Below are 16,475 nucleotides of genomic sequence, written 5' to 3'. Positions count from 1 at the left end.
GCGGCTCTCGCAAAGAGACGTCTTCATAAAACTATAAAGGAGGAGGAGACAAAAAATGCGTATATTTCCTTTAGCTGCCGCTGCAATCGGCCTGACATTGGCAGCTGGGCCCGCAGCTGCGGACTCATATCGCCTTTCGCTGTCCACTTGGGGCAGCCCCAAACATCCACAAGTTAGCCACTTCGTTCCTGAATTTACCAAACTCGTCGGAGAGCGTTCGGATGGACGGATTAAGTTCCGCACGTTCGAAGGCGGCGAGATGGTCAAGCAGCAGTTCGTGCCAACGGCCGTGCCTCAAGGAACCGTCGACATCTCCTTGACGACGCTGGATAATTGGTCGGGCCGCATTTCCGATGTGACGATCCTGACGACCCCTCTATGGACTCGGTCCATGAAGGACACGCTGGGGGCTTTGAAGCCGGGCCAACCGATCTTTGACTACTTCGACAAGAAACTCCGCGAACAAGGCGCGATATTGCTCTGCGCCTTTGATATCGGTCCTCCGGTTTTATCGACGAGCTTCCCGATCGAGCATCCCTCCGACCTCGCGGGCAAAAAGATCCGCGTGTACTCGAAGGGCGCTGGCCAAATGATGCAGGCACTCAAGGCCGCCCCGACGACCATGAGCGTGGGCGAAGTCTATTCGGCTCTGCAGCGCGGCACGGTTGACGGTGCTATTGGCGGTCTCCAGGGCGCTGTCGGCCTTAAGCACTTCGAAGTAACAAAGTACATGCTCGCTCCCATGGGTGCTCTGGGAACGCTGATCCACGCGTATGTCATGAACAAAGACAAGTTCGAAAGCATGCCGGAGGATTTGCAGAAGATCGTTATGGAGTCTGCCGCGGAAGCTCGGGACGCCATGCAGGGTTACATCATCGATAAGTATGGTGACTTTGTTGACCAGGTGCGCAAGCACGGCAACACCGTGACGGTGCTCGAGGCGGGGACACCAGGTTATGACGAGTGGCGCAACGCCCTTCAGGGCGTGAACGACGAAGCGCGCCGCACGTATCCCAAAGAACTCGTCGAGCTTATCGAGACGAAATAATCGTCCGATTCCACCGATGACTGTGACGGGCACCGGCGCCCATACGAGGTGTATGGCCCAGTGCCCGTCCGCGTCTACCAATCCAGGAATCAAGCAGGTCTAGCATGCGCGGACTGATCCAGGTGCTTCAACCGATGTGCCGCTTTATGTCAATTGTCTCGATAATTTTGCTCGGGCTTTTGGCTTTTCCAATTGCTTACGACGCAACGATGCGCGCTTTCGGAAAACCCACAATCTGGGTGTTCGAAACAACGCTCTATCTCTTCATCGCAGGCGGCTTTCTGGCGAATACGCTGGCCATGAGTTCGGGTGCGCACTTCCGAGTCATGATCCTCGCTCAGGCTTTCCCCTCCTTGAAGCCCGCACTCGATTGGCTCGCATTGATCCTCACTCTTCTGTTCTCGATCCTACTGATCGGAACCGGCTCATATTTCGTCTGGTATAGTTGGTCGAACGACATCCTGTCGGCCACTTTGCTCGAAGTTCCACTTTGGATTCCGCAACTTGCCATTCCAATTGGCGGCGTCGGCCTGTTCCTGCAGACGCTGATTCACATCTGTGAAGGCAAGATGCCGGAAGGCAAAGAAGTGATTATGGAGTAGCCCCCCATGGATCTTATCGACTGGGCGGGTTACATCTCGATCGCCCTTCTCTTCCTCATGATGCTCCTGGCTGTGCCCATCTTTGTTTCGATGGGCCTCGCGGCCTTTGCTGCAGCACTACTCATCGATGACTTCCAGCTTGTGGCGCGGACGTTCATCCAGACCGTGTGGCAGGGCGCTTCAATTTTCGAACTGGTTGCGTTGCCCCTGTTCATCCTCACGGGCACGATCATGCAGCAAACGGATGCCGGGCGAGACTTGTTTGCCGTGACCAAAGCATGGGCCGGCTCGATCTCGAACTCGCTCGGCGTCGCAACGATCGTCGCTTGCGGTATCTTTGCTGCGATTTCCGGTTCCAGTATCGCAACAGCCGCGACGGTTGGCTTGGTCGCTATCCCGCTTCTGCTCGAAGAAGGCTACGGGAAAACCCGTGCGGGCGGTTTTGTGGCTGGCGGGGGAACGCTCGGCATTGTGATTCCGCCGTCGATCCCGCTCATCCTCTACGGCGTACTAACCGAAACTTCTATCGGTCAGTTGTTCATTGCGGGCGTGGTTCCCGGGATCATCATGCTCACGGCATTTACGCTCGTGGTCTACTTCTCCCGCCCCCAGATCAAAGGAACGCAGGACGTTTCATGGAGCGAATGTCTTTCATTGACGTTGCGTTGCAGCGGTGTCTTGGCACTGCCCATCATTATTATCGTCGCAATTTATACTGGCATCTTCACGCCGACAGAGGTCGGCGCGCTCTCGGTAATCTACTTGTTGATCCTTGGTCTCGCTCAGCAACGACTAACGTTTGGCAAGTTCGTCGCTGCGTTGCGTACCGCCACAGCAACGACAGGCATGTTGTTCATGCTCATCGTTTTTGGTCAGTACTTCGCGCACTTCCTGACGTTCGAGCAGGTGCCACAGTCGATCGCTCACGCGATTACCGATAACGCCACTGGCGTTTGGGCGATCACGCTGATGATCCTAGCCTATCTGGTACTCGGTACGTTTTTGGAGAGCGCGGCAATGCTGCTCATCTCCATTCCGATTTTCGCACCTGTCGCTGCAGCAGCCGGCATGGATCCGCTCGTATTCGGTATCTTTGCCGTCATCGCCATGGAGATCGCGCAGATATCGCCTCCTGTCGGCGTCAATCTTTTCACCATCCATGGCATCTCGGGAATAGGTCTCTGGACGCTTGCACGCGGGGTGATCCCTTTCATCCTCATTCAGATCTGCATGCTGTACATCGTCTACTTCTTCCCCGAGATCGTCCTTTGGCTCCCCCACTCCATGAAATGAACAGCTCAATCCTGGCAATAACGAAGAAGGTGACCAGAAATGACAATGCGCCTCACGGAGCATGAGCAGGAAATGGCCGCAGGGCTCCACGGACCACCGCGCAAGTGGGCTATGGAAATGCTCATGAAGGTCGGGACCGTGTTCGACGCGGAAGACCTGGTAGAGATTTCCCAAGTCCATCTCATGGCGGACACGGAAGCCACCGGCGAAGAGGGCGTACGCTTCGTCGAATGGATCGGCACACATGAGCCTTCGCAATCCATGGTGCGCGTTCCGGCCGTAACGGATCCCCGCGGTGCCGACTTCACCGGATATAAGCGGATCAAACAGCCGGAAAAGTTCATCGAACTCGAACGGCGGGCTGACGCCGCGTTTCGTGCGCTCGGCTTTATGATGACAGACACCTGCATCAACTATCAGACGATTAATCCGCCTGTTCAGGGAGAGCACCTCGCATTCGGCGATACAGGCTCTTCGATCTATGCGAATTCCGTCTTGGGCGCGCGCACGAACTTTGAAGGCGGCCCTTCGGCACTCGCCGCGGCGCTCACAGGCCGTGTCCCGCGCTACGGTTTCCATTTGGACTCCTGCCGCCGCGGCTCGACACGGTTCGTCATCGACGTTCAGCCTAATGGCCTTAGCGACTGGGGTGCATTAGGTGGTATTATCGGCCGGCAGATGAAGTCCTATTGGGAAGTCCCTGTCATTGAGGGCGTTACCTCTGCACCTACCTCTGACGAGATCAAACACTTCGGCGCAGCGCTCGCAAGCTTTGGTTCGACACCGCTCTTCCACATGATTGGGGTGACGCCGGAAGCTCCCGATCTCGGCGCAGTCTTCGATGGTCCGGCGCCTGAACCGCGCCGCATTGGCGATAGTGACCTCGCGCAATTCTACAAAGACTTCGGCCCCAAAGACGACAAGCTCGATGTCGTGGTGTTTGCAGCACCGCAGCTATCATTGTTCGAGCTTGAGTCTCTCGCGCGGCTACTTCAGGGCCGCAAGGTTAATGACAAAGTTACGCTCATTGCCACGACATCGCCCGAGATGAAGTCTGCGGCGGACCGCATGGGCCTCACCTCCATGATTGAAGGCGCCGGCGGCATCGTTCTGCAGGGCGTGTGCTTCTATCAGATGCATGCGCGTGAGATCGGCGAAGCCAACGGCTGGCGCAATTTGCTTTCGAACTCAGCAAAGCTCGTCAACATTCTTGGCGGATACGGATATCAAACTCACCTGGCGGATATGGCCGCCTGCGTGGATGCTGCTGTTGCGGGGAGGATCGGCGCATGAGCACTCGGGTTTACAAAGGTCACGTCGGCACCGGCGCGCCCGTTACGGGCGAAGCGCTCGTAGCAAGCGACAACTTTTCGGCACGTTACGATCTGGATCTCGTTGCCGGAATTTTCTCGCGCCCAACACATGCTCTGCATGGGCAAAGTTATGTAGGCAAGATCCTGATCCTGAACGCCGCCAAGGGTGGCGTTGCGACGGCGTGGATGTTGAGAGATATGAAGGCCTGTGGCCGCGCACCGGCGGCCCTCATCCTGAACTTCGCGAATACGATCATGGTTCAGGGCGCGGCTTTCGCCGACCTGGCTCTAATCGACCGGTTCGATGTTGACATCACGACCGCTATCAAAAACGGCGAACCTGTCGCCGTAGACCCAGCCGCCGGCACGCTCACAGTCGGCTAATGGCTTCATTGTCGGGCAGGCGCGCAGACCTGAAGAGGTCTTCGGAGCCTGCCCACAATTCAGCAGGGCTAACTTATTTTTTTCAACATCACTTTCCCAAATTCATACTCTTCTTTGAAACTTGTCTTGGATGTTGCCTAAGCGCGCTGTGCCTTTTCGGAAATCGCGCCTTTAAGGCCCATAGCCTCCGTATTCACCACCAACCGACCATTTATGGCAAAATCCGAAATCGCACATGATGTTTGAGTAAAGGAGACCTCGCGATGGAGCGCCCCCCGAAAAGAAACCGGCTTACTCCCTGGTATATTGGGCTGGTTATAACTCTCGCCGCTGTTGCCTTTGTCGGCGGACGAATGTACGCGGGCGAGTGTTCTGCACCACTTTTTGTAGAGCTCGGCGTACTTCTTGTTATTCCAGCGGTCTACCTCACACTTATGTACTTGACTTTTATCAGTCAGGACTGAGCTGAAATTGTCTTAGCTTGAGAAACGAGCGGGACGCTGGCCCGGGGGGAAAGCCAGCGTCCACTTTTGCTACAGGCCCCGGGGGGTGAGGGCTCGCCGCCGAGGGTGGGCGGCTTTGGTAGCCTTCACAACTTAAAGTATTGTTGGCGGACGAGATTTGACACGCATCAAAACTTGATGCGGCATGTTGGATTCGCGCTGCCGCATGATTAGTCTCCTGCGGCATCTGCGAGTCAGGCATTCTTCTTTCTTTTTGTAATTGCTTGTTTTTCTCCTGAAGCATCCCCTTCACCACCGCGTTTCCGTCCCCCGATAATCACGCCTCCATCTTGATGCGGATCAAGGCCAGACCCACGTCTTTTGGTAGGTACTATAGGGCATATAGCGACAGGAGGACGCCATGAAAGCTGCCGATATCATGACCACGCAGGTGGTTACTGCGAATGACGAGAGCCGCATCGCGGATGTCGCCAATTTGCTCCTGCAAAACCACATCAGCGCCGTGCCTGTCGTCGACGGCTCAGGCAAGTTGGTGGGTATCGTGAGCGAGGGCGATCTCGTCCGTCGCGCCGAAATCGGCACGCAAAGCCGCCATTCCTGGTGGCTGGAGATGTTTTCGAGCCCAGAGGCTTTGGCGCGGGAATATATCAAGGAGCACGGACAGCGCGCTCGTGACATTATGACGAAGAACGTCGTTACCGTCGGCCCTGACGCATCACTTGATGTGATTGCAAACCTTCTTGAAAGCCACCGGATCAAACGAGTTCCGGTCGTCGAAAACGACAAGCTCGTCGGCATCGTCAGCCGGTCTAATCTTGTCCGCGCTCTTGCGGCGGGAGCCAAAGACCTGCTCGCTACGGGCAATCCCGATGACGCCAATATTCGCGAGCGCGTGCTCTCCGGCCTCAAATCTGAACCGTGGTGCCCCTTCATGCTCAATGTCGTCGTACACAAAGGCCAGGTCGACCTTTGGGGTATCGTCAAAAATGAAGATGAGAAGAGGGCTGCGCGCATTGCCGCGGAAGTCACGCCCGGCGTTGTTGCGGTTCAAGACAAGCTTGTGATCAGCCCGCCGAGCTACGTCTGAAACCTAACTTACTCTTCCAGCCCGTCTTCGAGTCATCCGGAGCGTCACAGATGGGCTGGAAGTGGTCTGACGCTTTTCGTTAGACTTGAGCGGTCCCCACTCTTTTTCTTACCGTTTCCAAAAATCGGTCCACGCTGACTGTGACTTCTGCGCGAGATCGTCAGGCAGGCTACTCCGGGTTCTCGGCAGGGACCGATTGCGCCGACGCCTTCGTGGCAACGAGTTTGGTCTGGCGGGGACAGATGGTCGTGTCGATGCCGTATCGACGGTAACGCTTGAGAGAGCGACCTACGCCAGCTGAGACAACGCCGCTTCTCGTTCACACTCCTTGTTAGGCATCCTCCTCCTTTGTGCCGCTGGAGCATCCTGTGATGCGACAGCTTTCTTGGGCACGTCGATGATATGACGATTGCCGATGAATTTGTCCTGCCGATAGACGGCCACACTATCAATCGATATTTCCCGTTGAAAATAAAGCTTGCACCAACGGGGCCCAGACGGATATGAGCGGTATGTCTGATTGAAAATAACGGAGGGAGACTCTCGATGCCCCAATCACCACTTCGTACGCGCATATGGTCTGCGGCCACGTGGTTCCCCGCAGTCCTGTTTGCCGTCATGCTTTCAACGGTTGCGAAGGCTGCGGACGTGAAGGTCGCAGTGGCGGCCAATTTCACCGAAGCCGCCAAGGAGATTGGGTATCTATTCGAGAAGGAGACCGGGCACAAAGCGGTCTTCAGCTTCGGCTCCACCGGTCAGCTCTACACGCAGATCACTCAGCAGGCTCCCTTTGAAGTCTTCATTGCCGCCGACCAAGCGCGTCCTGAAAAGGCGGTGAAGGAGGGCTTTGCCGTTCCGGACAGCCGCTTCACCTATGCGACCGGGAAAATCGTCCTATTCAGCAAAAACCCGGATTTTGTGAAGGGCGAAGCGACACTCAAGGACGGGAAGTTCAACAAAATTGCCATCGCCAATCCTAAAACCGCACCTTACGGCGCTGCCGCAGTCGAAGCGATGAAAGCTCTTGGTGTCTACGATGATCTTTCCGATAAGATCGTACAGGGCAATAATATCGCCCAGACGTATCAGTTCGTAGACAGCGATAACGCCGAACTCGGCTTTGTTGCGCTCTCACAGGTGGCTGCCAAGACGGAAGGATCCCGCTGGATTGTTCCAGAAGATCTGTACGCCACGATCGCGCAGGACGCCGTCCTGCTAAGAGGTGGTGAAAAGAACGAAGCAGCTGTTGCTTTCGTGAAATTCCTGAAAGGCCCCAAGGCGCTCGAAGTTAAGGAGAAATTCGGGTACGGCGCGGGTAAGTAAAGGCGCTCTAACGCATGCTCGATCTTGGGGAACTGTGGTCTCCCATCCGGCTCACGCTCGAACTCGCGGCTATCACGACGGTGATGCTGCTCATCATCGGAACACCCATCGCGTGGTGGCTTGCTCGTTCGAAGGCGCGGTGGAAGGAGGCGGTGGCGACTGTTGTCGCTATGCCGCTCGTTCTTCCGCCGACTGTGCTGGGTTTCTATCTTCTCGTTACGCTGGGGCCCAACGGCCCCGGCGGTTGGCTGGCCGGGTTGGCAGGGGGGCGGTCTCTAGCCTTTACCTTCGAGGGGTTGGTAATCGGATCGGTGATCTACTCCATGCCTTTCGTTGTTCAGCCGATCCGCAACGCGTTCGAAGCATTCGGAGAGCGGCCGCTCGAGGTTGCAGCGACCTTGAGAGCGACACCATGGGATACGTTCTGGTCGGTGGCCGTTCCGCTTGCTCGCCCCGGCTTTATGACGGGCGCCGTTTTGGGATTTGCCCACACGGTGGGGGAGTTCGGCGTGATACTTATGATCGGTGGCAATATTCCAGGAGAAACCAAAGTCCTGTCGGTCGCGATCTATGATTATGTCGAGACCTTGCAATGGACGGAGGCCCACATCCTTGCGGGGGGCATGCTGGTCTTTTCCTTCAGCGTGATCCTGACCATGATGGTGCTGGAAAAAAGGATGGGGCGGCCGGGATTGTGAACGCTGGTGAAGCTCGCATAGACGTCGCCTTCGCGGGCACGCTCGGAGCATTCTCTCTCGATGTCTCCTTCCAAGCCCCCACGAAGGGCATCACCGCGTTATTCGGACCCTCGGGGTGCGGAAAGACAAGCGTTCTGAGGTGTATGGCCGGGCTTAATCGGCTGACGGGAAAACTCACGGTCGGCGACGATGTCTGGCAAGATGACGCGACGAATACCTTCCGCAAACCCTATGACCGACCGATCGGGTATGTATTCCAGGAAGCAAGCTTATTTCCACATTTGTCCGTCCGCTCCAACCTTCTTTTCGGAGCGCGGCGCGCCTCAAAAAAAGCCGCCGCAAACGCATTGAAGTTCGACGACATTGTCGCTCTGCTTGGCATCTCGCATCTGCTTGAGCGGGCGCCATTGGCTCTTTCTGGCGGTGAACGTCAGCGCGTTGCCATCGGCCGCGCGCTTCTCTCCCAACCCCAACTTCTGCTCATGGATGAGCCGTTGGCGGCGCTGGACCGCATGACGAAGGAAGAAATCCTTCCTTACCTCGAAGCTTTGCACGAAAGCCTGCTCATCCCGATCGTGTATGTCAGTCACGATATCACGGAGGTGGAGCGCCTAGCCGATACACTCGTCCTCTTGCAAGACGGCCGCGTTGTTGCGGCTGGGCCGCTTTACACGCTTCAGTCCGATCCCGAGTTGCCTCTCCTACAAGCTCCGGAGGCATCGGTTACCATCGAGGGGCAGGTTATGCGGTTTGATGAAACCTACACCCTCACGACCTTAGCCGTTGCGGGCGGAGAATTGGTGGTGCCCGGCCATCAGGGCGCGGCCGGCGGTCTTCGGCGCCTGCGTATCAGCGCGTCAGATGTAAGTTTCACTCGAGTTATCCCGCGCGAGACGACAATTTTGAATTGCTTGCCCGCCCGCATTCTCTCGATCACAAGCCATGGTGGTGGCAACGCCGCACAAGTCAACGTCATTGCCGGACTCGGGGAGGATGGCAACGGCGCGCGTATCGTCGGCCGCATTACCCGCAAATCCAAAGAAGCCCTCGAAATGGTCGAAGGCGCGCAGGTATTCGCGCAAATCAAGAGCGTCGCGTTGATCGCTGCGAAATCTGGCAGTGCTCTGGCCGCTCCGAATTCTCCCTCTCGCTAGAATTCGGCAAGGTTGATGGCTCTTCGACCACCCCACGCAGGACAACCTTGCGCCGCTTATGCTCAACCTAAAACTTGTGGTCTGTGGATCGGTACCGCGCAGCAGGGCCTGTGCACAGTCAACAAGCTCAAAACATTGATAGAATCAGTTCCCCTTGTATAGTGGCTGTGCACAGAGTCGTTGTGCAGGTGTATTTGCGTAAAGACCTGAAAACAAACGCAAATCGGATCACTATTGTTCTCTTCCTTTTTCAGATTGACCCGCGTTTTGGGGGCAGTAGCGCTGCTGCTGATGTTGTCTACGGTTTATGCACATGCCGTGGACCTTTTTGGTGTGTCACTTATCGGTGAACAGAATGCTGTACCGGAGGGGGCGCTGGCTTATACGGCGGCCATCGGAATCGATGGAGAAGACCGCAGCCTCAAGGACAAACTCTCGCAGATTTCCCTGCTCGTAACGAACGCCAAACAAGGCGCGGCTGATACCGGCGCTCTTGCCGCACGTGCCCAGGCTGATATCGAACAGCTAACCGCAGCGCTCTACGCCGAAGCGCACTACGGCGCGAAAATTGATGTTCGCATCGCTGGCATTCCTCTCGGCACCTTCAACGCGGACGCAATCGAAGCAACACCGTCAGCTCCCATCGTTGTCCAGATAAGCATCGCGCCGGGGCCGGTTTTCCACTTTGGGCAGGTGGCTTTCACACAAACCGCCCCGACCCGCGCTCAACCTCCGACAGAGCCCGAGTTCTACAAACTTGTGCGTGGCGCGCCTGCACGGTCGGATATCATCATCACTGCAATTGACCGGCTTGCAGAAGAGTGGCGCAGGGCCGGATATCCTTTCGCCCGCGTGGCTCAGAAGGACATTCGCGCCGACCACGCCCGCGCTATGGTCGATGTCCAGGTTGCTGTTGATCCCGGCACACCGGCTGTCTACGGCTGGATTAGTGTTGTCGGTACGAAGGACATGAGTAGCGACACCATCGCAGACCAAAGCGCGCTGAGGCCCGGACAACGCTTCGACCCGAAGGATCTCAAGACAACGCGGGAGCGCTTGCGCAAGCTTGAAGCCGTCGAGAGCGTCCGCATTGTTGAGGGTGAAAACGTCGACGCAAGCGGGGGCATTCCGATCACGCTCGATGTCACCGAGCGCAAACCTCGTTTTTTTGGCGCGACCGCTTTCGTTTCCACGCTCGATGGCGCGGAAGTTGGAGCCTTCTGGGGACACAGAAACCTATTCGGCGAGGGTGAGCGACTGCGCGTGGATGGGTCAGTCTCACGGCTCGGTGCCGATTCTATTGATCAGCTCCAGTACAACGCCGGCGCTGTGTTCTCGAAGCCGGGCATTCTCGATATCGACACGGATCTCTTTCTCGAATTTCGCTTTGAGCGGGAAGCCCCCGATACGTACGACAGTTATTCCGGACGCATTAAGGGAGGGCTGTCTCGCCGGTTTGACGACCACTTGTCTGGAACGATCGCTTTGGAAGGACGTCAGGCCTACGTTGAGGATGCGTTCGGCGACCGGGACTTCACCCTTATCTCCCTGCCAACAGAGATTGATTACGATACACGCGACAACAAACTCGACCCGGCAAGCGGCGTGCACATCTTCTTACGCGGTGCACCTACGGTCGACGTGGCCGGGGGAAATGCGTTTGTCGAGAGCCGTGCCCAACTCGCCAGCTATCTTGCGCTTACCGAAGAACGCCGCGCTATTCTTGCAGGTCGGGTTGTCGTCGGCAGCGTTGCTGGCGCCTCCCTGATCGATGTCCCGGCAACGTCGCGATTTTTTGCAGGTGGCGGCGGCTCGGCTCGCGGTTACGAATATCGCAGTCTCGGACCAGAATACCGCGGCGAAGTTACTGGCGGCCTCGCGCTTGCCGAGGCTTCGGCTGAGTTGCGGCTCCGCGTGACAGAAACAATTGGGCTCGTGCCGTTCATCGACGTTGCAGCGGTTTCTTCCGAAAGCACGTTCGACTTTTCGGATCCCCTTTATGTCGGCGCGGGGATTGGACTGCGCTATTTCTCGGCTATCGGGCCGATCAGGCTCGATGCTGCCGTGCCCCTGACCGAACGCGATGACCGTCCGGGCTTTGGCCTGTATGTCGGTCTCGGGCAGGCGTTCTGATGCGCCGTGCCGCCATATGGGCCGGCCGGATCCTCGCCGGATTCATTGTTGTCGCTCTGGTGACATTTCTGACGCTGATGACCACCACGGGGCAGCGTTTTGCGCTACGCATTGCCGAATACGCCATCGCTTCGGCGGACGGCGGCGTTACTTTCGGCACGCTTGAGGGATCGCTGCTGTCGGAAGGCCGCATCGACCGTATCGGCGTTCAGGACCGGGATGGAACTTGGCTCGACGTTCGCAATGTCGAATTCTCCTGGCGCCCCTTGGCTCTGATCCACGGACGCTTGGAAATCCTCAATCTCACGGTTGGGATGGTCGATATTCAACGCACTCCGTTACCCGCGTCTCAACACTCAACCAATTCGACCTCATCGGATTCTTCGCTCGTCGCGCTTACCGCACAGCGATTAGAAATCAAGGAGATCGTGCTCCGCGAGGCTACAGATGTTCCGGCTCGCCTTCATGTGTCCGGCCGCGCAGACCTCGTTGATCTTGAGCGTGGGCTCTCTGCTCAGATCAAGATCAGACGGCTCGATGTACCCGGCGGCAAATTAGAGGCGCACTTATCCTACCGTCCCGACAAGCGCTCTCTTGATCTGGTCGCGCAGGCTTCCGAACCGGGGCGAGGGCTCGTGGCGACGCTGCTCGACATCCCTGGCGCACCACCGCTCAGCTTTGTTTTCAATGGCACTGGTTTGTTGGACGCATGGCGTGCGCAGTGGTCAATGGCGGCGACGGACCAGCCGTTTGCGGCGGGTACGGTTCAGATCGATCGAGACGGCGAACGCCATCATCTCGATGCGCGCTTTGAGGGATATCTGCAAGCTTTCGTCCCGCCAGCGCTTTCCAGCTTACTTGCCGGAAAAACTACAGGCACGATCAAGGGAGCCTGGGCCGGGATTAAGCGATTTGATGCTGAAAGTGTTCTGCTCGCGAGCGACGCGTTGCGCGTGACGGCTGCTGGTGGATTTGAACCGGACGAAGGTTATGCGTTTGGGCGTCTTGATGCGCGTGTGACGCGGGCTGACGGTCAAAACGTTCAGATCGCGCTCGGCCCGGACGCTCCGCTCTCTTTTCGTGATCTCGAAGTTCATCTCTTGCTGCCCGAGACGAAGTCAGAGCGCCGCGTCGAGACCTCGCTCATTGCCAAAGATCTGGCTGGCGATTGGGGGAGCCTTGAACGCCTGGACGTTACAGGCCAAGGCATCCAGCAACACCCGGCTGGCGAGTCCGAACTCGCGCTAGGGCGTATCGACGTACGCATAGTTCCGCAGGGCCTTCAGCCGCTCACGCCGGGTCTTTCAGATGTAATCGGCCCAACTCCAGAAGCGCAATTGACGGGCAGCTTATCCTCAACTGAAGGAAAGATTGACGGTTTACGTATCGTCACATCCGCTGGTGTTGTTCGGGGACGCGGCACGTTTAAACGAGGCATCCTGTCGGCCTCCGCTGAATTGGAGGCCCAAGATCTCTCCAAAACGTCCGCACTTGCCGGGCAACCACTTGGTGGGCAGATCACCGTACAATCCGAGATATCATTTACGCCGAGCACCGGTTCCTTTTCCGTTGCGCTCGATGCAACGGGCCAGGACCTTGCGGCCGTCAATCCAAGTTTCGCCAAGGCACTAAAAGGAACGACGCGCCTTTCAGGAAAAATCGACGGTGCGACGTCGGGCAAACTTACCATCAACCATGTGTCACTCACCGCTGCGGGTTTGAACGGCCGAGCAAGCGGCGCAATCGACGACACCAAGGTCGACGTGAATTTCGAGGCCCAGGTCGCAGATTTGTCTTCGCTCGACAACGCACTCAAAGGACAAGCGCGGCTCATCGCACAGTTGAAGGGGCCGCGAAACGGCTTCACCACGAATATCTCACTTGATGGGCAAGGGGTCACACTGCATGGACAGCCAGTGACCAGCCCGACCGCTAAGTTCGCGGGGCAGGGTTCATTTGCGGCACATGCCGGTACATTCACCATTGGTGCGCAAATTGCGAAGCGCGCTTTATCCGGGCATAGCAGGCTCGCCTTTTCGGCGGACGGTGCTACGGCTGTCGACGATTTGAGGATCTCGTTTGGGGCGATACAGGCGCAAGGCAACATCCTCACGACAGCAAGTGGCGTACCCATCGGCAAGCTGTCGGTTACCGCACCGTCACTTTCCGACCTGTCGGTGATTATGGGCAAGCCCGTTGAAGGTGGGCTTGCCGCGCACCTGGAGCTTTCTGAAAACTCCGGCACCCCCGCCGTTGTCTTGCGGGCGGAAGCTGATCGTGTCCGTTACGAGGGCATGCAGCTGCGCGGCTTCAAAGCCGTTGGTAGTGCGCAGAACTATCTGGCAGCACTGCAGGTCAATGCTGAACTCCGGCTGCAGGACCTTACGACCGATGGACTGAACGTGAGTGACGTGCGCGTTGATGCGCACAACACAGAGAACGCTTCAGTTCGTGTGACCGGAGCGGGCAACATCAATGGCGGAACCTTCCGTCTTGTCAGCGGACTTACCCAGCGCGACACGGCTTTTGATGTCGCGATTAGCGAGGCTGAGTTAAGGAAGGGCGCGCGCTCACTCCGCCTCAAGACTCCTACGCAAATCTCTATAGCTGATGGCGCAACCAAACTTCAGAAGATCGCGATCTCGGCAGGAGACGGCCTCATTGAGATCGCGGGAGGCACGGGGCCAGACGCTCTCGCTTTAGACGTTGTTCTCAAGGCTGTTCCCGCGAATATTTCCGATGCCTTCACTGAGGACCTCGAACTTGAGGGCGTCATTGACGGGAGGGTTGCTGTACGCGGCTCATCGGCTTCACCCGTCGCAGAAACGAAGCTTACTTGGCGCAATGCCTCGGCAGGCCGCAGCCGAACGCAGCACCTGCCTCCCGTTAACATCGACCTGACGGGCCGGTTTGCCGGCCAGAAGGCGAGTGGTGTCGTTACGGTTCGTGGACCCGATCACCTTCAGGTCAACGTTGATGGATCCGCCATAACCAATGACCGGGGAGAGGTTAAGGCTCAGATCACGGGCGACCTTCCACTAGCTTTAGCGAACGGTATTTTAGGAGCGCGGGCGACACGCGTTGGTGGCCGCGCAACCCTTGCGGCTGAGGTTGGTGGCACCATCGCAGCGCCAGCAATTGCAGGCTCGCTTAGTCTCGCCAACGTTACGGTGGATGATCCCGGAACGGGCCTGAAACTAACGGATACCAAGGGGATCGTCCGCTTCACCCAAAGCAAGATCTCCATAGAAAAGCTCGAAGCCACGAGCGCCAAGGGCGGCACCCTAAACGCCAACGGTAATGTTGTGATCGACGGTAGCGCTCCTGTCGACATTCAACTTGCCCTCGGCTTGTCGGGCTTCAAGTTTGACGATCGCCAGCTCATGGCTGGAGAGGTGGACGGGGCTCTGGATATTCGCGGCACGCCCTCGGCCCTCACGGCAGGCGGAACGATCTACATCAAGCGTCTCGATGTCACCGTGCCGAACCAATTACCACGTTCCGTTTCCGAACTTGAGCTGAAGCATGTCAACGCGCCCACCCATATTCAAAAGCGTGAAAAGGCGCGCTCGGGAGAGGGTAGCGAAGGCGAACCCATGCACGTGGCGCTCGACATCCGGATCGAGGCCGCAAACAGGATATTCGTTCGCGGCCGCGGGCTGGATGCGCAGCTTGGCGGCGATTTGCGATTGCAGGGAACCGCGGCCCGCCCCATGGCTGTCGGTGCGTTCGCCATGGAGCGGGGGCGCTTGGCCATTCTCGGCCGGCAGCTTGACTTCAAACGTGGCAACCTCGACTTCAACGGCTCTGTCGAGCCGCAGCTCGATATGGAGGCGTCCGGACCAGCCGGAGATGTGACGGTCATCGTTTCTGTGACGGGCGCGGCGTCCAAACCGACTTTCAAATTTTCGTCCATTCCGGAGCTTCCCGAAGACGAAGTCGTGGCGCGCTTCCTTTTCAACAAAGAACTGGCGGGCCTTTCGCCGCTGCAGCTCGCACAACTCGCAAGCGAAATCGACAAAATCGGTGGGTTATCGAGTGGCCCCAGCGTCCTCGATCAACTCAAGAGTTCGGTTGGTATTGATGTACTCGACGTTGGGACCGATCAAAATGGCGGAGCAACGGTATCGGCTGGCAGCTATGTCGACGAGAAGACCTATATCGGCGTGCGCGGGGGCACATCGATGGATTCAAGCCGCGTCGTTATCGACCATGATTTAACGAAGTCGCTTAAAGCACGCGGCGAGGTCGGCGCCGACGGGAACAGCAAGGTCGGCATTGGGTTCGAGTGGGACTACTGAGATTGGTCAGTGCTTCTCGGCAGAAAGATTGCCATGAGCGCTATGATCAAAAGTCCCGGCGCGAGAAAGAAATCTGCCCGCTCGAGGGTCCATAACGTCAGCGCTGTAAAGATACACCAAGCGGCAGGAATGACGGCTGCCAGAAACCGTAATCTACCGCTCAGCAGCGCTACGCCTCCAAGTGTTGCGACCGCTGTTGGATCCGGAGTGAGCCCGAAGACCTGCGCACCTTCGAAGCTCAAACCGAAGGCTGCCTCGAATAACGGATACAAGAAAAGGCCGCACACGAGGACGGCCAAGCCAATGCTAAAGGCCAATCTGTTCTTGCGCGGATCGACCAGACCAACCCGGTCGGTAAACGAGAGCAGGATCAACATTGCTCCCTCTAGTCCGGCCACAGGGGCGATGTACGCGCCCAGCCAATTGATTGTTTCGTAGCGTCCGAGGAAGAATATGGACGCCACTGAGATCCACGCTGCTCCGAGAATTGCAAAAGCTGCGCGTGAACCCGATAGTGTCCCACGAAGCGTCAGTGCCAAAACGGCAACGCTACCCACCAGCGCGGCAAGCTGCCAGGGCCACATATCTCGATTGAGCAAAACGAATAGCCGCTCGTAGACCTGCGGTGAGAACAGCAGGAAATCGGAGAGCGAATAGCTGGACCAATCCGCCACC

General features: G+C 57.4%; 12 protein-coding genes. 11 read left to right on the top strand and 1 reads right to left on the bottom strand.

Going from position 1 to position 16,475, the window contains the following annotated elements; all coding sequences use genetic code 11:
- Positions 1 to 55 precede the first annotated feature (55 nt).
- From YBN1229_RS09495 to YBN1229_RS09440, 11 genes are all read left to right on the top strand, one after another.
- Positions 56 to 1,048 carry a TRAP transporter substrate-binding protein gene (locus YBN1229_RS09495; RefSeq protein WP_046478132.1) on the top strand — a complete coding sequence of 331 codons (993 nt, stop codon included), beginning with the start codon at positions 56 to 58 and terminating at the stop codon, positions 1,046 to 1,048.
- 104 nt (positions 1,049 to 1,152) lie between these two features.
- Positions 1,153 to 1,650 (top strand): TRAP transporter small permease, encoded by a 498-nt coding sequence (locus tag YBN1229_RS09490; RefSeq protein WP_052743823.1) that lies wholly within the window; start codon positions 1,153 to 1,155, stop codon positions 1,648 to 1,650.
- Between the two features lie 6 nt (positions 1,651 to 1,656).
- On the top strand, positions 1,657 to 2,943 hold the full coding sequence (locus YBN1229_RS09485; protein WP_046478131.1) for a TRAP transporter large permease: 1,287 nt from the start codon (positions 1,657 to 1,659) through the stop codon (positions 2,941 to 2,943).
- A 39-nt stretch (positions 2,944 to 2,982) separates the two neighbouring features.
- Positions 2,983 to 4,236 (top strand): aconitase X, encoded by a 1,254-nt coding sequence (locus YBN1229_RS09480; RefSeq protein ID WP_244464887.1) that lies wholly within the window; start codon positions 2,983 to 2,985, stop codon positions 4,234 to 4,236.
- Positions 4,233 to 4,640 carry an aconitase X swivel domain-containing protein gene (locus tag YBN1229_RS09475; RefSeq protein WP_046478130.1) on the top strand — a complete coding sequence of 136 codons (408 nt, stop codon included), beginning with the start codon at positions 4,233 to 4,235 and terminating at the stop codon, positions 4,638 to 4,640. Before YBN1229_RS09480 ends, YBN1229_RS09475 begins: the two co-directional genes overlap by 4 nt.
- Before the next feature lie 864 nt (positions 4,641 to 5,504).
- Positions 5,505 to 6,191 (top strand): CBS domain-containing protein, encoded by a 687-nt coding sequence (locus YBN1229_RS09465; protein ID WP_046478128.1) that lies wholly within the window; start codon positions 5,505 to 5,507, stop codon positions 6,189 to 6,191.
- 546 nt (positions 6,192 to 6,737) lie between these two features.
- Entirely contained in the window at positions 6,738 to 7,514 is a 777-nt protein-coding gene (modA, locus tag YBN1229_RS09460) for a molybdate ABC transporter substrate-binding protein (protein ID WP_425284133.1), read from the top strand.
- A gap of 14 nt (positions 7,515 to 7,528) precedes the next feature.
- A complete protein-coding gene (modB, locus tag YBN1229_RS09455) occupies positions 7,529 to 8,212 on the top strand; it encodes a molybdate ABC transporter permease subunit (protein ID WP_046478127.1) in 684 nt (227 codons plus the stop codon).
- Positions 8,209 to 9,366, top strand: a complete 1,158-nt coding sequence (gene modC, locus YBN1229_RS09450) for a molybdenum ABC transporter ATP-binding protein (protein ID WP_046478126.1) — start codon at positions 8,209 to 8,211, stop codon at positions 9,364 to 9,366. Before modB ends, modC begins: the two co-directional genes overlap by 4 nt.
- Positions 9,367 to 9,657: 291 nt before the next feature.
- On the top strand, positions 9,658 to 11,499 hold the full coding sequence (locus YBN1229_RS09445) for an autotransporter assembly complex protein TamA (RefSeq protein ID WP_152024976.1): 1,842 nt from the start codon (positions 9,658 to 9,660) through the stop codon (positions 11,497 to 11,499).
- Positions 11,499 to 15,800, top strand: a complete 4,302-nt coding sequence (locus tag YBN1229_RS09440; RefSeq protein WP_046478124.1) for a translocation/assembly module TamB domain-containing protein — start codon at positions 11,499 to 11,501, stop codon at positions 15,798 to 15,800. Before YBN1229_RS09445 ends, YBN1229_RS09440 begins: the two co-directional genes overlap by 1 nt.
- On the opposite strand, the gene YBN1229_RS09435 is transcribed toward YBN1229_RS09440, so the two are convergent.
- Positions 15,794 to 16,474 carry a DUF6064 family protein gene (locus YBN1229_RS09435; RefSeq protein ID WP_046478123.1) on the bottom strand — a complete coding sequence of 227 codons (681 nt, stop codon included), beginning with the start codon at positions 16,472 to 16,474 and terminating at the stop codon, positions 15,794 to 15,796. The genes YBN1229_RS09440 and YBN1229_RS09435 overlap by 7 nt on opposite strands.
- Position 16,475: the final 1 nt, after the last annotated feature.

The sequence above is a fragment of the Candidatus Filomicrobium marinum genome (assembly GCF_000981545.1).
Taxonomy (GTDB): Bacteria; Pseudomonadota; Alphaproteobacteria; order Rhizobiales; family Hyphomicrobiaceae; genus Filomicrobium; species Filomicrobium insigne.
The sequence above is the reverse complement of the archived record's forward strand: the minus strand, read 5'-3'. Positions and strand labels throughout refer to the sequence as shown.

Bases quoted from the DNA above. Each gene is read 5' to 3' on its own strand.
- YBN1229_RS09495 (WP_046478132.1), top strand. From the start codon at position 56: ATGCGTATATTTCCTTTAGCTGCCGCTGCAATCGGCCTGACATTGGCA.
- YBN1229_RS09490 (WP_052743823.1), top strand. From the start codon at position 1,153: ATGCGCGGACTGATCCAGGTGCTTCAACCGATGTGCCGCTTTATGTCA.
- YBN1229_RS09485 (WP_046478131.1), top strand. From the start codon at position 1,657: ATGGATCTTATCGACTGGGCGGGTTACATCTCGATCGCCCTTCTCTTC.
- YBN1229_RS09480 (WP_244464887.1), top strand. From the start codon at position 2,983: ATGACAATGCGCCTCACGGAGCATGAGCAGGAAATGGCCGCAGGGCTC.
- YBN1229_RS09475 (WP_046478130.1), top strand. From the start codon at position 4,233: ATGAGCACTCGGGTTTACAAAGGTCACGTCGGCACCGGCGCGCCCGTT.
- YBN1229_RS09465 (WP_046478128.1), top strand. From the start codon at position 5,505: ATGAAAGCTGCCGATATCATGACCACGCAGGTGGTTACTGCGAATGAC.
- modA (WP_425284133.1), top strand. From the start codon at position 6,738: ATGCCCCAATCACCACTTCGTACGCGCATATGGTCTGCGGCCACGTGG.
- modB (WP_046478127.1), top strand. From the start codon at position 7,529: ATGCTCGATCTTGGGGAACTGTGGTCTCCCATCCGGCTCACGCTCGAA.
- YBN1229_RS09445 (WP_152024976.1), top strand. From the start codon at position 9,658: ATGTTGTCTACGGTTTATGCACATGCCGTGGACCTTTTTGGTGTGTCA.
- YBN1229_RS09440 (WP_046478124.1), top strand. From the start codon at position 11,499: ATGCGCCGTGCCGCCATATGGGCCGGCCGGATCCTCGCCGGATTCATT.